Here is a 14,466-nt window from a genome sequence, read left to right as displayed (position 1 = left end):
TTTTTGAATAATTCTAATTTCATATGAAGAGCAATTCCGCCTAAACAAAAAAACATTTGCTTGTCCTAGTATGATAAGGTATAATAAAAGAAAGAAAATTGAAGGAGATACCATGTTTTATACTTATCTTCGTGGGCTAGTTATGTTGATTCTCTGGTCTATCAACGGTAATGCTCATTATCATAATACGGATAAAATTCCGAGTCAAGATGAAAATTATATTCTAGTTGCGCCCCATCGTACCTGGTGGGATCCAGTTTATATGGCCTTTGCGACCAAACCGAAACAGTTTGTTTTTATGGCTAAAAAGGAACTTTTCTCTAATCGAATCTTTGGCTGGTGGATTCGCATGTGCGGTGCCTTTCCAATCGATCGTGAAAATCCTAGCGCTTCGGCTATCAAATACCCTATCAATGTTCTTAAAAAGAGCGACCGCTCTCTCATCATGTTCCCAAGTGGCAGTCGTCATTCCAACGATGTTAAAGGTGGTGTTGCTCTCATCGCTAAAATGGCAAAAGTACGTATCATGCCAGTTACCTACACTGGTCCAATGACCTTAAAAGGGCTCATTAGTCGTGAACGTGTCGACATGAACTTTGGAAATCCTATTGATATTTCTGACATCAAAAAAATGAATGATGAAGGTATTGAGATGGTTGCAGACCGCATCCAATCTGAATTCCAACGTTTAGATGAGGAAACGAAACAATGGCACAATGATAAGAAACCAAATCCACTTTGGTGGTTTATCCGTATCCCTGCCCTTATTCTAGCTATTATCGTAGCTGTTATCACCATCATTTTTAGCTTTATCGCAAGCTTTATCTGGAATCCAGACAAAATAAAAGAAAAATTAGGCTAAAGGAAACAGTGGCTTAGGAGCTATCTCCTTAAGCCTTTTTTTGAGCGGAAATCCGATTATTTTTTAAAGAAAATAACGTATTGACAAAGATTTGAAACTATAGTATACTTTTTAAGTAAGCTGATTTAGCTCAGTAGGCAGAGCGCATCCATGGTAAGGATGAGGTCGCCGGTTCGATCCCGGCAATTAGCATTGTTGATCAGTTCCTTAATAGGGAGCTGATTTTTTCTTGACATTTTATGGACCTTATAGTAGAATAGACAATGCGATGAGTCGATATGTAGCGAGAGCTACTATTGAGCATAGGAGGTCATAACGCAGGAGCGAACCTTGAGAAATTGTGTGAACCGATTTCTCACATGGAGATGCCTCTCAGGCTTTCTGGTTTTACCAGAGAGCTTTTTTTTATTTTGCTGAGTCCTACTAGGTTGCATCTTTTGTCTTTTCCTTCCGACAATAAACATCTATAACTTCACTCAGTTATATGCTTATAGGCCTTTTATTGTAACAACTTTTCTTTAAAAACAATCCTTGCTAAGATTAGCCATTAAGATACTAAAGTGACCAATGAAAGCTCCACTCACATCACTAAAAACATGGAGAATGCCGTTTTAGATGTTTTAGATTCAATATCATCAAATAGGAAAAAAAGCTTTGCCCCTCTGATACAAAAAAGACCTATCATACAAGCGATGAAGCTTGATATGATAGGCTTTTTAATATTAGATTAACGTACAGTACGGATACGCATTGTGTTTGTACGAACAGCTTCACCAAGTGGTACACCTGCAACGATAACGATATCGTCACCAGATTGTACAAGACCTGCTTCAACTGCTTTACGTTCTGCAATTTCGAACATGTCATCAGTTGATGATGGAGTTTCTGTCAACATTGGGATAACACCCCAGTTCAACATCAATCCACGTTCTGTCAATTCGTCAAATGTCAATGCCAAGATATCAGCATTTGGACGGTATTTAGAAATCAAACGTGCTGTGTGGCCAGTCTTAGTAAGAGTTACAACCAATTTGATGTCCATTGAGTTTGTAGCGTCTTTAACTGCTGAAGCCATAACTTCTGTCTTAGAGTTACGTTCAAATGAATCTGAGTTCAAACGTCCGTATTCGTTAAGAAGAGTTTGAGCGTTCTTATCGATAGTTGCCATTGTACGAACAGACTCAAGTGGGTATTTACCATTTGCTGACTCACCTGAAAGCATTGTAGCATCAGTTCCGTCGATAACAGCGTTGAATACGTCTGATACTTCTGAACGAGTTGCACGTGGTTTTTCAGTCATTGTTTCAAGCATGTTTGTTGCTGTGATAACAACTTTACCAGCAGCATTCACTTTAGTGATGATCATTTTTTGGTAAACTGGAACCATTTCAAATGGTACTTCGATACCCATGTCACCACGAGCGATCATGATACCGTCAGCAGCTTCAATGATTTCGTCCAAGTTATCGATACCTTGTTGGTTTTCGATTTTAGCGAACAATTGAACGTGACCGTTACCAGTTTCTTCACAGATTGCACGAACTTCATTCACGTCTTTTGCAGTACGTACGAATGAGATCGCGATGAAGTTGATACCTTGTTCCAAACCGAAGCGGATATCAGCGTTATCACGTTCAGCGAGAGCTGGGAAAGGAATTTTAGTGTTAGGGATGTTTACACCTTTTTGTTTAGCGATAACACCGTCGTTTTCAACTTCAACGACAAATTCACGACTTGCATCGTCTTTTTCTACAACACGAAGACCAAGTTTACCATCGTCAACCAATACTTGGCGACCAACTTCAACGTCATCATAGATGTCAAGAGCTCCAGCAACGTTCAAAGCAATCACTTCACGAGTTGATTTGATACCTTGTTTAGTTGCAACACGGATTTTTTCACCAGTTTTGTATGAGTACTCTTTAGCTTCACCTTCAAACAATTCAGTACGGATTTCTGGTCCTTTAGTGTCAAGAAGGAAACCAACTTTTTTACCTGCAAGTTTTTCTGCAAGTTTAACAGTTGCCATACGGTCACCTTGTTCTTGGTGGTCACCGTGTGAGAAGTTGAAACGGAAAGTGTTAGCTCCTGCTTCAATCAATTGAGCAATGTTTTTAGCTGAAGCTTCAACGTCAAGTTTTTCACCCCAGTACCCGTCATCACCAAATTTTTTACCACCGCGGATTTCTACCGCAGGACCCAAAGTTGCAACGATTTTTACACGTTTGTTCATGATTTTGTGACTCCTTTATATAATTCGACCTTTTATGGTCATTTTACCAGTTTAGTTAAAGTTGATTATGACAAGCTCTTGTTCAAAGCAGAAAGTTCAAGGTCAGCTTTATGAGGATTGTTAATAACAATCTTACCATCAGCTGTTAGGCTAAACAAAGCTCCTTCTTCTGCAGTTCCAAGAATTGGATTTTCAACCATTTTCTCGTTACGGATACCAACAGCGACACCACCGATTCCTTGTTTAAGAAGTTTAACAGCGTGTGCTCCCATACGTGACGCCAATACACGGTCACGAGCAGTTGGAGATCCACCACGTTGGATATGACCAAGTTCAGTTACACGAAGGTCGCTTGTATCTCCAGCTTCTTTTAGTTTTTGACCAAATTCAGCCGCTGACATAACACCTTCTGCCAAAACGATAATGTTGTGTTTCTTACCGTGTTCATATCCAGCTTTGATACTTGCTACGATGTCTTCCATCTTGAAGCCTTCTTCAGGGATGATGATTTCGTCAGCACCAGTTGCGATACCTGCCCAAAGAGCGATATCTCCAGCATTACGTCCCATAACTTCAACTACGAAAGTACGACGGTGACTTGATGAGGTATCACGAATCTTATCGATGGCATCCATTGCAGTTGTAACTGCAGTATCAAATCCGATTGTAAAATCAGTACCTACGATATCGTTATCGATTGTTCCTGGAAGTCCGATAGCAGGGAATCCATGCTCAGTCAAGCGCATAGCTCCGTGATAAGAACCGTCACCACCGATAACTACGACACCTTCGATACCGTGTTTTTTCAACTGCTCAATCCCTTTAAGTTGACCTTCGAGTTTTGCAAACTCAGGATAACGAGCAGAGTGAAGGAAAGTACCACCACGTGAAATGATGTCTCCCACTGAAGCAGCATCAAGTGGATAAATTTCGCCGGCAACCATACCTGCGTATCCATCATAGATACCAAAAACTTCCATTCCTTCTGAGATTGCTTGACGAACTACTGCACGGATGGCAGCATTCATACCAGGGGCGTCTCCACCACTAGTCAAAACAGCAATACGTTTCATTTGGTTTTGCTCCTTTTTCTTTTAACATTCTAACTGATTATACCATAATTAAAGTTAAAATTCTTTTATTTTCATTGATTTTTAACGATAAATCGTTTTCATAGTTATTTGACTTAAAGATTCCTGTAAACTAACATCTTTTGCAACAAAATAACCCGGCAAAAGGACATTTTTTTGTTCATTTTCGTAGCGAATGATAACAGGAATTTGTCCCTTATATTGTTCTAAAATATGATAAATTTCAGAATCATGTTCATGATCAGCAGCCTGAATCCAAAATCGTTCACTCACTGCTTCTTTTAGATTATTTAATACTAACTGAAGGCGACCGTCTCTTGCCTGCACTTTTCCATTAAGGTAGTAAAATCTTCCTTCATGTAAGAGATTTTTAAATTGGCGGTACTGGTCAGAAAAAACAGTAACTTCCAAATTTGATTTGCTATCACTAACTTTTAAAAAGGCCATATTTTCACCTTTTTTAGTTCTGATTACTCGGATAGACTGTATCTCAACGAGTACTGTAGCTGTCTGTCCTTCAGATAGTTCAGACAAACTCACAATTGGATAGAGGGGATTCTTTGCTAAAATCAGTAAGGGATGCGGACTGATACCGACTCCAAGCCACTCCTGTTCCTTACGAAACTTTTCGACTTGCGTAAAATCCTCACTCTCAAGCCAATTGTAGCTATTATCTGCAAATAAACTACCCAATTCTTCCACAAAAATAAATAAAGTAGGTAAGTTGGATAAGATTTTTTGGCGATTTTTTTCAAAACTATCAAATAAACCAATCTCGACTAGGGGAGTTAAAAGACTCAACTTCTGATAATTTTTAGGCAAGCGAGTGACAAAATCTTCGACACTACTAAAAGGACGATTCTCTAAAATCCAATAGGCAAAATCTCGAGGCATCCCCTTGATACTCTTAAGTCCCAAGTAGATAGTCTTGTCTGTCAATTTATCCAGATACGGAATTGTATTGATAGAGAGTGGTGTCAGTTCAAAGTCCATTTCAAGGGCATCAAGAATATAATCTCCACTGGCATAGTTGAGCATGACTTGATAAAAGATTTCTGGGTAATGTGTTTTAAAGTAAGCAAGCTGGAAGGCTAAAGCCGCATAAGCATAAGCATGCGATCGGTTGAAACCATAACCAGCAAATTTTTCCATGACAGCAAAAACCTGCTGAGCCTGCTCTGCTCCGTGGCCTTTTTCAAGGGCACCTTGAATGAAGCTCTCTTGCATTTGATGCATTTCCGCAGCATTCTTTTTCCCCATAGCCCGACGTAAAATATCGGCCTTTCCAAGACTAAAGCCAGCGTAGCGTTGGGCTACTTGCATAACCTGCTCTTGATAGAGCATGATACCATAGGAAGGAGCTAAAATATCTTCTAACACAGGATCAAGAACTGTCACCTTTTCTTTGCCATGTTTTCTAGCAACAAAGTTATCGATATAGTCGCTTGCTCCAGGTCTGTTAAGAGAAGTCGTTGCCACTACTTCTTCAAAGCTTTCAGGCTTCACGCGCTTTAATAAGCGAATAGCACCAGGTTGCTCAAACTGAAAGATTCCCTTGGTCTTCCCAACTGCAAAAAGAGCCAAAGTTCCCCTATCCTCAAGGTCAATATCCTCAATCCTTAGCTGAATTCCTTGAGTTTCAAATAAGAGCTCCTGCATTTTTTGAGCGAAAGTTAGGTTTCGAAGACCCAAGAAATCAATCTTGAGCAAGCCATTTCCTTCAACTCCATGAGCATCATACTGGGTAATGAGCATATCCTCACCATACTTGAGAGGAATATAGTCCGTTAGATTTTTGTCACTAATCACGACACCCGCAGCGTGGATGGAAGTTTGACGAGGATAGCCTTCTATATTTTTAGCAATTTCAAAAGCCTTTTGGTACTCAATCTTACCTTGAATCAGTTGTCTAAATCCTAGATTCCCTTCATAGGCGCTTGTCAAGGTATCTTTAAATCCAATTTTTTTGGTTATGGATGTCAACTCATACTCGGGAACACCATACCGTTTAAAAACATCTCTGATGGCCTGTTTAGCACCAAAGGTTGAGTAGGTGACAATCTGAGCAGCGTGAATACTACCATAACGGTCACGAACATAGCGAATAAACTCTGGACGATAGATATCGGGAATATCAATATCGATATCGGGCATGGTATAACGTTCACGATTTAAAAAGCGCTCAAAGATGAGATTCTTAGCCACAGGGTCAATACCAGTGATATCTAGAGCATAGGCCACCAGACTTCCAACTGCGGAGCCGCGTCCCATTCCCATATAATATCCCTGAGAACGACCAAAACGTAAGAGATCCCAGACAACCAAGAAATAGTCATCGAATCCCATGTCATGAATCACAGATAGTTCTTCTTCCAAGCGAACCTGATAAACTGAATCTAGTAAGCCTTTCTGTTCCAAACCCTTAATAGCTCTTTCGCGCAACTCTTCAACAGCAGGACGCTCTGGATTGAAGCGTGGAAGCTTGAGACTACTATCAATCTCATAAGTAGTTGCTCCAATCAGTTCAGATAGATTTTCTAAGGCTTGCGGAAACTTTTCTTGAAATACTTGCTCTAAACGGTCAGCAGGTAAAAACAAGCCTTGTTGCGCTTGAACATCCACCTCTCGCAAGGTCACATTTTCCTTAATCGCCTTGAGCATTTGAAGCGTTTCTAAATCCTCAGGTTCGAAAGAATTAACACGATAAAGAGGGAGAATTGGTCGAGAAAAATTCGACTGAACTGTATCTGGATAAACTCCGATATAATAGTCATGCCCTAAGTCCAAGGAATCAATTGAAGAATAATAGGGAACAATAACACAAACATCTTCTAGATAGGGAGAAAAATCAGTCCATTCCTTTTTACCTGTCATTTTTAGAGTCGAAAGCTTCATGAGATTTCGATAACCATGATTTGACAAGGCTAAAAATCGGAGGTTGACGAGTTCCTCCTTATGATGAACTGTCATCTCAAGACCTAATAAGGGCTGGATCCCTTGCTTTTGGCACTCTTTGATAAAATAATAAGCTCCATAGAGATTGTCAACATCCATGATTCCAAGTGCTGAGTAGCCGTAAGCTTTCCCTTGGTCAACATACTTCTGAATGGAAATCATACTCTCCATGAAACTATAAACCGTTTTTGTATCAAGTTGTGCAATCACTCGCTATCACCTCCCTTTTTCTTCTTATATTATACCATTTTAGAAAATAGAAAAACAATTTCTTTCTTCCCTTGTAGAAAAAGAACCACAGCTGAATTAACTGTGATTCTCACTTATCATTCTATTTCCAAGATAGGATTTGTAGCTGTCAAGTGACTGATCTTGCCACTAACACCGAAATATTCCTCAATTTTAGTATGTAATTCTAGCATTGCTTCCCGAGCTCTTGATGCCTGTTCTTCATTGATAGCTTCAATGACTAAAACAGCATCTTTGGTTTCTTCTGTTAACATGGTTCTTTGGGCTTCACGCCAGTTTAAACACCGACAAACCGCACCTTGTTCATCAAAATAAATCATTTCATCAGCTAAGGCAGGAGCATCACTTTCAGTCCCTAGTGGAAAGAAGGATTCATTCCCTTGAGCTCTTCCAAGACATAAGTCACCAACAATCTTAGCTAAATCCTCTCCCTCACAAGGAACTGCGTAAGAAAGTGAGACGCTATTATAGATATCTACCAAAGGATTTATTGGATTAAATTCTCTTCCTTGACTTACACGCTTTAATAAAGCTTCAATAGAAGAACGAGCACCTTTTTTGGTTTTGAATTTAGTGAATGCCTGACGCCATTCTTGAATCACTTCATTCTGAGTGAAATTTTCATCTGGTATAAAAGTCCGAGCTTTTTTGGTTCCTTCATCTAGTAAAGCTTTAAAATATGGATCCTCATTCTCATCAATAGTATTGTTGAGACCTTTTACCAACAATACAGAGATTTGAGCATCTGGAAATAGTTGCCAAAAATCATCTTTTACATGAACTTTCATGACCTTGCCTCCATTCTTTTTCTTTCATTCTACCACAAATTCAAAAAAAGAGTAGCATACAAGCTACTCGATAGGAACTATAATGAATTTTCACGAATCACTTCTACCTTGTATCCATCTGGATCTTTGATAAAGTAATAGTTTGGTTGAGTCCCTGGAAGTCCATTAGGTGCTGTCACTTCATAGCCTTTGTCACTATGTTCTTTGTGAAGAGCCTCAAGGTCAGGTGTGCTTAGGGCGATATGGGCAAACCCATCTCCAACCACATAAGGACCGTGATCGTAGTTATAAGTCAACTCCAACTCATAATCGTCACCTTCAAGTCCTAAATAGACAATCGTGAAGGCATGGTCTGGAAAATCTCTGCGACGCAATTTTTTAAAACCAAAAGCATCTTGATAAAATGCAATTGATTTTTCAAGATTTTCTACGCGTAAGCAAGTGTGTAGCATTTTTGAAGTCATATTTTTCTCCTTTATTTTTAAAAAGACTGGGACAATCCTGTTCCAGTCTTATCTGTTATTATTTACCAAGTTTTACTTTAGCTGCATCTGCAAGAGCTGTGAAAGCTGCTGCATCGTTAACAGCCAAGTCAGCAAGCATTTTACGGTTAACTTCGATCTCAGCCAATTTCAAACCATGCATCAATTGTGAGTATGAAAGTCCGTTCAAACGAGCTGCCGCATTGATACGTGTGATCCACAATTTACGGAAGTCACGTTTCTTTTGACGACGGTCACGGTATGCATAGTAGTAAGAGTTCATTACTTGTTCTTTTGCAGTACGGAACAAGATGTGTTTAGCTCCATAGTAACCTTTTGCTAATTTAAGAATACGTTTACGACGTTTGCGTGATACAACGCCACCTTTAACACGTGCCATTTATATTTCCTCCAAATATTTCCTAGAATAGTTTACTTACTGTCGGGCTATTATTTCAAGCGAGTAAGCATTGCTTTGATACGTTTGAAATCTCCTGAATGCACCATAGATGCTTTACGAAGATGACGACGTTGTTTTTTAGTTTTTCCGTGGAAACGGTGAGATGTGTAAGCACGGAAACGTTTAAGTCCACCAGAACCTGTACGTTTGAAACGTTTAGCTGATGCGCGGTGTGTTTTTTGTTTTGGCATGATTTTTTCTCCTTTATTTAACTTTCTGACAATTATTTTTTGTCAGTTGCTGGCGCCAATTGCATGAACATTTGGCGTCCATCCATCTTAGCACGTTGTTCGATGATTGCAATATCTTGAGTTGCTTCAGCGAACTCGGCTAAAACTTTTGCACCAATCTCTTTATGGGTGATCATACGCCCCTTAAAGCGAATGGATACCTTCACTTTGTTTCCTTTTTCAAGGAACTTGCGAGCATTGCGAAGTTTAGTTTCGAAGTCACCCTTGTCGATAACTGGGCTCAAACGAACTTCTTTCACGGTCACAACGCTTTGTTTCTTGCGTTGCTCTTTTTGTTTCTTCTGGTACTCAAATTTGAACTTGCCGTAGTCCATAATTTTTGCAACAGGAGGTTTAGCTTGAGGTTGAATGAGAACCAAGTCCACATTAGCTTCGTCCGCAAGTGCTTGCGCTTCGCTTAGTGGTTTGATACCCAATTGCTCACCTTCAAGACCGATTAAGCGAACTTCGCGTACACGAATTTCATCATTGATGAATAAGTCTTGCTTTGCTATGGTTTTCACCTCTTTTTTTAATTTAGAGAAAAACAAGAGCGGACTTGCTAACGCAAACCCGCACTACATGATTGTATTTCATTTCTGAAATTTGATCCGTAGGGGCCAGACAACGTTAGTCGCAAGGCGAGAAGTTCTCACTTCTGCTTTTCTCAACTTTTATATGATATCAAGTTTTCCCCTACTTGTCAAGATTAAAACTATCTTTTTTTAATTTTTTCTATTTTTCCGACTTGCAATCTATTGATTACGAGAATAGTAAATCTCATGTGGCTTCAAACGAGTGTTGAGTAGATCTGATACAGTCACAAAACTATATCCTTGTCCCTGTAGATACTCAATTACTTTTGGTAGTGAATTAACAGATGTTTGATGGATATCATGCATCAAAATGATAGATCCATTGCTTGCCTGACGCTGAATTTCTGTCAAAATCGCTGCTTCATTTTTACTCTTCCAATCCAAACTATCCACATCCCACATGATAAAGCTTAAATCAAGGCTATTGCGAATATCATCTGAGATTGCACCGTATGGTGGACGCATCAATTTAGAGCTTTTGCCAAGAACTTTTGTAATAGCTTCTTCTGTATCTGTGAGCTGTTTCTTGGCATCTTCCAATGACAGTTTTGTTAAAATTGGATGATTCCAGCTATGGTTTCCAACTTCATGACCTTCAGACTGCATACGTTTAAGAATCGACTCATTACCTGAAATATTTTTTCCTTGTACAAAGAAGGTTGCTTTGATCTTGTACTTGGCTAGAATATCTAAAGCTTGTGGAGTTGTCTTTCCATCTGGTCCATCATCAAAGGTAAGAGCTACTACTTTTTTATTTTTCTCAGCCTGAGCCTTCTTATAAAGTTCTGCATCCTTTTCAGTTAGATAGGACGATTGGACAACATCAAAGAAGTCTGAAATAGGCAAAGCTATTTCTTCTACATTATTGGTTGCTTTAACTGGATATAACACCAATTGACTATCTTTGTAAGCAAACTTCCAAGATGATAAATCGCTAGCTGAAAAATCGGCTATTACTTGATCTACAAGTGTTTGCTCGATCTTTTTATCAAGGAGTGTTGACTTGATATCCTCAAGAAACTTCTCTTTAGCTTTGCTAGCATCTGTAAAGAGCTGATCTAATGTAAACAGGGTTCCATCTTCCTTAAGATAAAGCTGATCTAATGAGGTATTTTCTAATTCCACAACAGTAGAATCACTCAGGTCATAGGCCTGTTTTTTTACAAGATGGCTCTCCACACCTTTGATGGAAGAAGAATCTTTTTCAGAGTAGTAAAAAATCAAATGTTCTTTACCTTCTACTTTATCCGTAATATCTTTTACAATGATATCCTGAACAGAGGTAATGACCTTGTCCCCCGTCATAGGATAGTAGGTGATGATTTCTGCCTGCCCCTTACGAAAATGCTCTTTCTGACTTCCTTGTGAATAGGAATCATCTTTTTCTTTTTTCAGTGCTTCAATTTTTTGCTCAAAAGCTTGCTTGGTCAAGACTTTATAAGCAATACCTGCACCTAATGTTAGGATTGTGAAGAATAGAAGCCCCACAATAATCCATAAATTTCTTTTCTTCTTGTCATTTGTTTTACAATTTGTTCTTTTTTTAGTCATAGTTTTATCATATCAAATCAGGCCTATAATTTCAATGATAAATAGGAAAATGTCCATTTTTTAAGAAAAGAAAGGTAAAAGAAAAGGCCTAGACTTCTCTAGGACTTTCTTTTGATTTACAAAACATATATATCTGTGTTTATTATTACCACCCAAGATAACCATTTACCCTATCAAGGCCTTCACCACCAAACCCATTAGCCTTATCCCATTCTGATACCGATTTATTATGCGCTTTCATATCATCTCTTGTGATTTCAGTATAACTATTTGATGATGACGCAGGCGTATAGGTTGATGCTGCTGGTTCTTCATATGCAGGTTCAGAATAAGTTGAAGTTGGCTCTTCATACGTTGATATATTGGTATCAGATGTATATGATGACGTAGATGGTTCGTAGACAGGTCCACTAGTTTGCTTGTCTTCTGTAGTAGAAGTTGATGATGAAGCTGATGTACTAGTAGAAGAAGCCTTCTCAGTTTCAGAAGATTGGCTAGTTTTTTCTTGAGAGCTAGTAGATGTATCCTTGCTTACATCCTTTGTTTTTTGTGATGATGCATCCTTAGTTTTCGATTCATTCACAATGGTAGCTTCTTTATTGTCAGATGCTCCTAAAAAGGAAAACACTACAAGTATCAGAAGTATAAGAGCACCAATAAGACCATAGGTCATTTTCTTGTGCTTGTTGATTATTTTTTGTAGTTTTGTATACATGGTTCACCTCATAGGTTTAGTCATTAGTTTTAATATATCAAAGAATCTTGAATTCGTCAACCATGCCAAATATTTTTGAAAGGTGCGTGAATTTTTGATCTTATTGTATATCGAATATAGAATAGTACACTGTCGCTTCTAAAACATTACTAAAAATTATTTTGACTTTACTAATCTCTCTGTTTATATTTTATTTCATACTCTTCGAAAATCAAATTCAAACCACGTCAGCGTCGCCTTACCGTACTCAAGTACAGCTTGCGGCTAGCTTCCTAGTTTGCTCTTTGATTTTCATTGAGTATCAATCCACTATACTATACATCGTAACTTCTAAAACATTGCTAGAAATTGTTTTGATTTCCCTAGACAATTTGTTCAGATTTTATTTCATTACATTGCACTTTGATATCTATGTTTTTTACTCACATAAAAACACCCCAAAAGTTAGATTTTTGGCTCTAACTTTCAGGGTGCAATTCAGATTTCTATATAACTTATTTTGTTTAGAAACGAATGATTTCTCTTGTTTTTTCATATGAGGAAACAAAGCGGTTTGTTACACCTGGCTCAGCAACTTCCAAAGCTTGGGAAATCTTTTCGAAAGATGCTTGATAATCAAAGGCATTTTCAAAGATTTCTAAAGATTCATGGAAGGCTTGTTGAATCCCTTCATCAAATGATCTGTAGCGGTTAGAATATTGAAGCAATTGCTCTGTCAAGGTTGCATATTGCACAATACTGTAAGTTTCTGTTTCCAAAACTTCCATATCATGTGATGCAATTTCTAGGATACGATTAACAGACTCAATGTTGACTTGCGACTGTTCTAACTCTGCCATCAAGTCTTCGGTACTGTGGCTAGCTGCAAAGAACAATTTCAAGAAGCTCTGTGGTATTCCTGGAAGATTTCTCTTTTCCATGTAGCGCTTGATTGTGTGGAGACGATTTACATAAACATTTGCCTTTTGACGAGCATTAACATCATCTTTTTCAATCTGTACTAAACGTTCGCTCACTGAAACTTGATCATCTTCAATTTCTTTTAATGTAGCTTGAACATTTTCTAAACGTTCTTCCAATACAGAGTAAGCTTCTGAATATTCCTCTTGTTCTGAAGTCAAATCGCTAACTGTAACTTCTAGGGAATCCAAATCCACTTGAAGACGACGGACGTGATTTACATCACTCTCAGACATCAAGTAAGTTTTGCTCAAACGCTCGATATCTTTCACTAAGACTTGATTATTGTCTTTTAAGTGGTCAAGATAGGTTGGAAGTGTTGACAACAAGTTTTCAACAACCTTTTGAGAAGCAATCTCTCGTGTGAAAATACTATAGAGAGCATTGATTTCTTCTTGAATCTGATTATTTTCATATTCAGCATTGTCCAATTCCAATTTTTTAATATTTTCTTGGTTATTTTTCAAAGCTTCATACAATAACTGTAAACGTGATTCAATGTCAGTTTCTACAAAGTGATAGTTGGCATCAAGCAACTTACGATAGCCAGCCTCTAGATCTTCAAGTTGATCAGGGAGTTCTGTCGTTAGTTTAGTAACAATTGCTGGAATTCTCTCTACGATATGCGTCAAAGCGAGGATATGATTTTCAGCATTATCCAGAATTCCTGCTGCTTCAACTGGATCTCCTGAAGAGTTTAGCGTCACAAATTGAGAAAATTCTGATTGGATGTTCTCCAATTGTTTTTCAATTTCAGGAAGTGCTTGACCATATTTCTCAGAGTCTTCTGCGACTGTTTTCTGCAGGCTTTCAAATAAATCTAAAGCATGCAAGACACGACCACTATTTTTTGATTCTTGTTTTTCTAGATCTGCCAAAGCATTTCGAATGGAAGCAATATCTTCTTCGATAAGGGTAATCTGGCTTTCAATTTGATCAATTTTGTGTTGAGCTTTCAAGAAGCGAAATGAATTATTGTACCCTTCTGCTTCAAACAGATTATTCTCAATATCCGCAAATGAGTTGAGGGATAGGTCTACCCATTTTTGATTCCACTCTCTAAATGCAATCTGACTTTGACCAATCAGATGCATATTCTTAACAGCTTCTACTTCATCGTTAACTGGAAGGTTATACAACTCTTCCTTTCTTCCTTCTAGTACTGCGAGCCTCTTTTCATTTCGTTTGCGTAACAAAATCGCTACAACATAAGCAATGATCAGAAGAGTCGCGATTACAATCATAATAATAATCAACAGATTATCAGACATATCAAACTCCTTTTTATACTTGA

The 14,466-nt window shown here is 38.3% G+C and carries 12 protein-coding genes, 1 tRNA gene and 1 other annotated feature; of the genes, 2 read left to right on the top strand and 11 right to left on the bottom strand.

The window, feature by feature from the left end; all coding sequences use genetic code 11:
- Positions 1 to 112: 112 nt before the first annotated feature.
- The gene (locus QM450_RS08280; RefSeq protein WP_281334606.1) at positions 113 to 862 is read left to right on the top strand and encodes a lysophospholipid acyltransferase family protein; all 750 of its coding nucleotides are present in this window, start codon (positions 113 to 115) and stop codon (positions 860 to 862) included.
- A 119-nt stretch (positions 863 to 981) separates the two neighbouring features.
- Positions 982 to 1,054, top strand: a tRNA-Thr gene (locus QM450_RS08275).
- 535 nt (positions 1,055 to 1,589) lie between these two features.
- On the opposite strand, the gene pyk is transcribed toward QM450_RS08275, so the two are convergent.
- From pyk to ezrA, 11 genes are all read right to left on the bottom strand, one after another.
- Positions 1,590 to 3,095 carry a pyruvate kinase gene (gene pyk, locus QM450_RS08270; protein WP_414320258.1) on the bottom strand — a complete coding sequence of 502 codons (1,506 nt, stop codon included), beginning with the start codon at positions 3,093 to 3,095 and terminating at the stop codon, positions 1,590 to 1,592.
- Between the two features lie 65 nt (positions 3,096 to 3,160).
- Positions 3,161 to 4,168: a 6-phosphofructokinase gene (gene pfkA / locus QM450_RS08265; RefSeq protein WP_414320257.1), complete on the bottom strand. Its 1,008-nt coding sequence runs from the start codon at positions 4,166 to 4,168 to the stop codon at positions 3,161 to 3,163.
- 81 nt (positions 4,169 to 4,249) lie between these two features.
- Positions 4,250 to 7,351, bottom strand: a complete 3,102-nt coding sequence (locus tag QM450_RS08260) for a DNA polymerase III subunit alpha (RefSeq protein ID WP_414320256.1) — start codon at positions 7,349 to 7,351, stop codon at positions 4,250 to 4,252.
- A 116-nt stretch (positions 7,352 to 7,467) separates the two neighbouring features.
- On the bottom strand, positions 7,468 to 8,178 hold the full coding sequence (locus tag QM450_RS08255) for a B3/4 domain-containing protein (RefSeq protein ID WP_414320255.1): 711 nt from the start codon (positions 8,176 to 8,178) through the stop codon (positions 7,468 to 7,470).
- Positions 8,179 to 8,255: 77 nt separating this feature from the next.
- Positions 8,256 to 8,642, bottom strand: a complete 387-nt coding sequence (locus tag QM450_RS08250; protein ID WP_414320254.1) for a VOC family protein — start codon at positions 8,640 to 8,642, stop codon at positions 8,256 to 8,258.
- 58 nt (positions 8,643 to 8,700) lie between these two features.
- Positions 8,701 to 9,060 (bottom strand): 50S ribosomal protein L20, encoded by a 360-nt coding sequence (gene rplT, locus QM450_RS08245; RefSeq protein ID WP_373761011.1) that lies wholly within the window; start codon positions 9,058 to 9,060, stop codon positions 8,701 to 8,703.
- Between the two features lie 50 nt (positions 9,061 to 9,110).
- The gene (rpmI, locus tag QM450_RS08240; RefSeq protein ID WP_001125942.1) at positions 9,111 to 9,311 is read right to left on the bottom strand and encodes a 50S ribosomal protein L35; all 201 of its coding nucleotides are present in this window, start codon (positions 9,309 to 9,311) and stop codon (positions 9,111 to 9,113) included.
- Positions 9,312 to 9,343: 32 nt separating this feature from the next.
- The gene (gene infC, locus QM450_RS08235) at positions 9,344 to 9,874 is read right to left on the bottom strand and encodes a translation initiation factor IF-3 (protein ID WP_000848177.1); all 531 of its coding nucleotides are present in this window, start codon (positions 9,872 to 9,874) and stop codon (positions 9,344 to 9,346) included.
- Between the two features lie 15 nt (positions 9,875 to 9,889).
- Positions 9,890 to 10,020: a sequence feature (ribosomal protein L20 leader region), on the bottom strand.
- A gap of 85 nt (positions 10,021 to 10,105) precedes the next feature.
- A complete protein-coding gene (gene pgdA / locus QM450_RS08230) occupies positions 10,106 to 11,497 on the bottom strand; it encodes a peptidoglycan-N-acetylglucosamine deacetylase PgdA (protein WP_414320253.1) in 1,392 nt (463 codons plus the stop codon).
- Positions 11,498 to 11,642: 145 nt separating this feature from the next.
- Positions 11,643 to 12,212: a hypothetical protein gene (locus QM450_RS08225; protein WP_414320252.1), complete on the bottom strand. Its 570-nt coding sequence runs from the start codon at positions 12,210 to 12,212 to the stop codon at positions 11,643 to 11,645.
- A 503-nt stretch (positions 12,213 to 12,715) separates the two neighbouring features.
- Positions 12,716 to 14,443: a septation ring formation regulator EzrA gene (gene ezrA, locus QM450_RS08220; RefSeq protein ID WP_414320251.1), complete on the bottom strand. Its 1,728-nt coding sequence runs from the start codon at positions 14,441 to 14,443 to the stop codon at positions 12,716 to 12,718.
- Positions 14,444 to 14,466: the final 23 nt, after the last annotated feature.

The organism is Streptococcus infantis (assembly GCF_047464615.1).
In the GTDB taxonomy this organism is placed as follows: Bacteria; Bacillota; Bacilli; order Lactobacillales; family Streptococcaceae; genus Streptococcus; species Streptococcus infantis_Y.
This window is presented reverse-complemented; position numbering and strand designations above follow the sequence as displayed.

Bases quoted from the DNA above. Each gene is read 5' to 3' on its own strand.
- ezrA (WP_414320251.1), bottom strand. From the start codon at position 14,443: ATGTCTGATAATCTGTTGATTATTATTATGATTGTAATCGCGACTCTT.
- QM450_RS08225 (WP_414320252.1), bottom strand. From the start codon at position 12,212: ATGTATACAAAACTACAAAAAATAATCAACAAGCACAAGAAAATGACC.
- QM450_RS08255 (WP_414320255.1), bottom strand. From the start codon at position 8,178: ATGAAAGTTCATGTAAAAGATGATTTTTGGCAACTATTTCCAGATGCT.
- pfkA (WP_414320257.1), bottom strand. From the start codon at position 4,168: ATGAAACGTATTGCTGTTTTGACTAGTGGTGGAGACGCCCCTGGTATG.
- rplT (WP_373761011.1), bottom strand. From the start codon at position 9,060: ATGGCACGTGTTAAAGGTGGCGTTGTATCACGCAAACGTCGTAAACGT.
- pgdA (WP_414320253.1), bottom strand. From the start codon at position 11,497: ATGACTAAAAAAAGAACAAATTGTAAAACAAATGACAAGAAGAAAAGA.
- pyk (WP_414320258.1), bottom strand. From the start codon at position 3,095: ATGAACAAACGTGTAAAAATCGTTGCAACTTTGGGTCCTGCGGTAGAA.
- QM450_RS08280 (WP_281334606.1), top strand. From the start codon at position 113: ATGTTTTATACTTATCTTCGTGGGCTAGTTATGTTGATTCTCTGGTCT.
- QM450_RS08250 (WP_414320254.1), bottom strand. From the start codon at position 8,642: ATGACTTCAAAAATGCTACACACTTGCTTACGCGTAGAAAATCTTGAA.
- rpmI (WP_001125942.1), bottom strand. From the start codon at position 9,311: ATGCCAAAACAAAAAACACACCGCGCATCAGCTAAACGTTTCAAACGT.